The following is a 3,957-nucleotide window of genomic DNA, read 5'->3' as shown; positions in this document are numbered from 1 at the left end:
CTCCACCCCCCTGCCGCCGGTCGCCATCCCACCGGGGGGCGTGCTGACGGTGCGCCAGGGCCGGATGCGGATCGCCCGCCGGGCCCTGGCCGCCGCGGGCTTCGCGGAAGCCGTGACCTGGAGCTTCATGAAACGGGCGACGGCCGAGCGGTTCGGCGGCGGCGCCCCGGAACTGGTGCTGTCCAACCCCATTGCGGCGGACCTGGACTGCATGCGGCCCTCCGTGCTGCCGAACCTGATCGAGGCAGTGGGGCGGAACGCCCGGCGGGGCTATCCTGACGCGGCCCTGTTCGAGATCGGCCCGATCTATCGCGGCGACCAGCCCGGCGATCAGTCGGCGGTGATCGCCGCGGTCGTCTCGCCCCATCCCTCGCGCCGCTGGGACGGCCGGGACGACGACGCCCTCTTCGCCCTGAAGGGCGACCTTGAGGCCCTACTCGGGGAAATCTCCGCCCCGCCCCTGCAGACCGTCCAGGGCGCATCGTCTTCCTGGTGGAGCCCCGGCCGGTCCGCCCGGCTCCAGCTTGGCCCCAAGACCGTGATCGCCGAGTTCGGGGAGATCCATCCGGCGATCCTGAAGGCCATGGACGTCGACGGCCCGGTCCTCGGCTTCGAGATCCACCTGGACCTCCTGCCCGAGCCCAAACGGCGGGACGTGAAGACCCGCCCGGCCTTACAGCCCTCGGCACTGATGCCCCTGTCCCGGGACTTTGCCTTCCTCCTGCCGGAAGCGACCCCGGCGGGCGACCTGGTGCGTCCAATCCTGGCGGCGGACAAGGCCCTGGTCGCTGACGCGCGCATCTTCGACGTCTATCGCGGAGCCGGCGTGCCAGAGGGGTTCAAGTCGGTGGCGGTCGAGGTGCGCGTCCAGCCCCGGGACCAGACCCTGACGGAAGCCGACATCGAGGCCCTCTCCGACCGGATCGTGGCGGCGGCCGGCAAGGCGACGGGCGCCCGTCTCAGGGGCTGAACCGCCCCTTCTGGCGCCAGAGCGGGGATCTGCCGTGGCTTATTGAGCTTGATCAATCAGGCGATAGGGGCTTGTTTCCCACCCTGACATTTCGTCTCCCGGCCTGGGGCCGGACGAGCAGACATTTGAGGAAGACCATGAGCGCGACGGAAACCCTGAACCGCAGTGCGGTGACCAAGACCGAGCACTTCGACGTCCTGGTCGTCGGCGCCGGCATTTCCGGAATCGGCGGTGCCTACCACCTTGAGACCCAGGCACGGGGGTCAAGCTATGTCGTCCTGGAGACCCAGGAAACTTTTGGCGGCACCTGGAGCACGCACAAATATCCCGGCATCCGCTCGGACAGCGACCTCTACACCTTCGGCTATCGCTTCAAGCCCTGGGTCAACGCCCCGATCGCCTCGGCCGAGGAGATCCTGAAATACATGGGCGAGGTGATCGCCGAGAACGACATCGCCCGTCACATCCGTTACCGCCACAAGATCGTGAAGACCACCTGGTCCAGCCTGGACAACACCTGGACGGTGGAGGCGGTCCGCCTCGACACCGACGAGACGGTGACCTTCACCTGCAACTTCCTCTGGATGTGCCAGGGCTACTACCGGCACGACGTCGGCTACACCCCCGACTGGGAGGGGATGGAGGACTACCAGGGTCAGGTCATTCACCCGCAGAACTGGCCCAAGGACATCGACCTAACGGGCAAGAAGGTGCTGCTGATCGGCTCAGGCGCGACCGCGGCCACCCTGGTTCCGGCCATCGCCGGCAAGTGCGCCCATGTCACCATGCTGCAGCGCTCGCCGACCTATTTCATCCCGGGACGGAACGCCAACGAGCTGGCCGACACCCTGCGCCAACTCGAGATCAATGAGACCTGGATTCACGAGATCGTCCGCCGGAAGATCCTGTTTGATGGCGGCGAGTTCACCCGGCGCTCCTTCGAGGAGCCGGAGGTTGTGAGGAACGAGCTGCTGTCGGGGGTCCGCGCCTTCCTCGGTGATGAGGCCGTGCAGGAAAACTTCACGCCCAAGTATCGCCCCTGGAGCCAGCGGATCGCCTTCGTGCCCGAGGGCGACCTCTTCAAGTCGGTGATCGAGGGCCAGGCCAGCGTCGTGACCGACGAGATCGATCGCTTCGTCCCCGAGGGCGTGAAGCTGAAGTCCGGCAAGGTGATCGAGGCCGATGTGGTCGTCACCGCCACGGGCTTCCACCTGAGCGTACTGGGCGACATCGAGATGACGGTCGACGGCAAGCCCCTCGACATGTCGCAGACCGTGACCTACCGCGGCATGATGTTTACCGGCGTGCCGAACCTGGTCTGGGTGTTCGGATATTTCCGGGCCAGCTGGACCCTTCGGGTGGACCTGCTCGGCGACTTCGTCTGCCGGCTCCTCGACCACATGAAGACGAAGGGCGTGAAGCGGGTCACGCCCGAGCTCCGGCCCGAGGACAAGTCCATGACCCTGGGTCCCTGGATGGACCCCGAGGACTTCAATCCGGGCTACCTGCAGCGCGGTGGTCACCTCTTGCCCAAGTCGGGCGACAAGCCCGAATGGCGCCACAGCCAGGACTACTGGCGGGAAAAGGACGAACTGCCCAAGATCGACCTGGACGACGCGATCTTCCGCTACGGGAACTGAAACGGCCGGGCGCGGCGCTCAGTTGAGGGTCGCGCCGCCGGTCCCCCCCGCCTGGAGCACGGCGACGCAGGCGATGATGTCGTCCCAATCGGCAAGCCCCTTGCGGTCACCCATGGCGGCGAACTCCGCGGCGCGGAGGGTGGCGATCACCTCGGCATCCTCACCATACTGGGCGATGAGGGTCTCGGCGGCGGTGCGGGTCTGTTCAGGAAAGGCGGGGCCTTTGGGCATGGCGGACCTTGGAGCATCAGGTCGACAAGCTCTGGACCGGCGCGCGGCGCCTGGCAAGATCAGGAAACTGAGGGGGACCCGCGCATGAAGGACCGGTTTGGACTGGAGACGCGGGGAAGCCCCCGGGCGGTGGCCGCCCTGGAGCAGGCCTTGGAGGCCCTCTTCGCCATGCGACCCGAGGCCATGGGTTTCCTCAAGACGGCGGCCTCCGACCCGGACTGTGCCCTGGGACGGATGCTGGGCGCCTATCTGGGCCTGATGTCGTCGGAACGCGGCCCCAGCGAGTCCGGAGTTGCGAGGATGGGCGACATCATCCCGGCGGATGACCGGGAAGCGGCGCACCTGGCGGTGATCCGGGCCTGGGCAGCGGGGGACGGGGCCGGGGCGAGCCGGCGGCTGGACACCCTGCTGGAGACCTGGCCGGCGGACCCCATCGCCCTGAACGCCGCCCACCAGCTGGACTTCTTCCTGGGCGACGCCGGAAGGCTGAAGCGCCGACCGGCCGCGGCCCTGAAGGCCTGGAATCCGGCCGACCCCGCCTATCCCTACCTGTTTGGCCTGCAGGCCTTCGGGCTTGAGGAGTTGGGCGAGTATCCCGCCGCCGAGGCCTCGGCCCGGCAGGCCCTGGAGAGCGCGCCCGACGACGTCTGGGCCCAGCATGCCCTCGTCCACGCCCTCGAGATGCAGGGCCGCGCTCAGGCGGGCCTCGACCTGCTGGAGGCCCGCAGGCCGCATTGGGGGCACGACCATTTCCTGAAGGTCCACACCTCTTGGCATGCGGCCCTCTTCGCCCTCGAGACCGACGGAGCGGACCGGGCCCTGGCCCTGCACGACGCCGCCGTCTGGGATGGCGGACCCGATCCCCTGGCCATGACCCTGATCGATTCGGCGGGCCTGCTCTGGAGGCTGAAGCTGGACGGCGTGGACGCGGGCGGGCGTTGGGACCGGCTGTCGGACGAATGGGCCCTGCATGACGAGGGGGCCTGGTACGCCTTCAACGATCTTCACGCCGTACTGGCCCACTGCGGCGGCGTCGTGCAGGGCCAGGGCCCGGTCCGCCCCGTCGGTCTCGAGGGCGAAGAGGGCCGCATGCCAGGAGGTGTGGACCTTCAGGAA

The 3,957-nt window shown here is 68.3% G+C and carries 3 protein-coding genes and 1 pseudogene; 3 read left to right on the top strand and 1 reads right to left on the bottom strand.

Translation table 11 applies throughout. The features are described 5' to 3' along the window. Both WCJ52_RS11990 and WCJ52_RS11985 read left to right on the top strand, forming a co-directional pair. Positions 1 to 970 (top strand): annotated as a pseudogene (locus WCJ52_RS11990) (phenylalanine--tRNA ligase subunit beta); the annotation flags it as partial. Between the two features lie 137 nt (positions 971 to 1,107). Continuing rightward, a complete protein-coding gene (locus tag WCJ52_RS11985) occupies positions 1,108 to 2,610 on the top strand; it encodes an NAD(P)/FAD-dependent oxidoreductase (RefSeq protein WP_336903540.1) in 1,503 nt (500 codons plus the stop codon). 18 nt (positions 2,611 to 2,628) lie between these two features. Here the strand turns inward: WCJ52_RS11985 and WCJ52_RS11980 are convergent, their stop codons facing one another. After that, positions 2,629 to 2,841: a hypothetical protein gene (locus WCJ52_RS11980; RefSeq protein ID WP_336903539.1), complete on the bottom strand. Its 213-nt coding sequence runs from the start codon at positions 2,839 to 2,841 to the stop codon at positions 2,629 to 2,631. A gap of 84 nt (positions 2,842 to 2,925) precedes the next feature. Here WCJ52_RS11980 and WCJ52_RS11975 point away from each other — a divergent pair. Beyond that, on the top strand, positions 2,926 to 3,957 hold a 1,032-nt coding region (locus WCJ52_RS11975), incomplete at its 3' end, for a hypothetical protein (protein ID WP_336903538.1).

The sequence above is a fragment of the Phenylobacterium sp. genome (assembly GCF_037138395.1).
In the GTDB taxonomy this organism is placed as follows: Bacteria; Pseudomonadota; Alphaproteobacteria; order Caulobacterales; family Caulobacteraceae; genus Phenylobacterium.
This window is presented reverse-complemented; position numbering and strand designations above follow the sequence as displayed.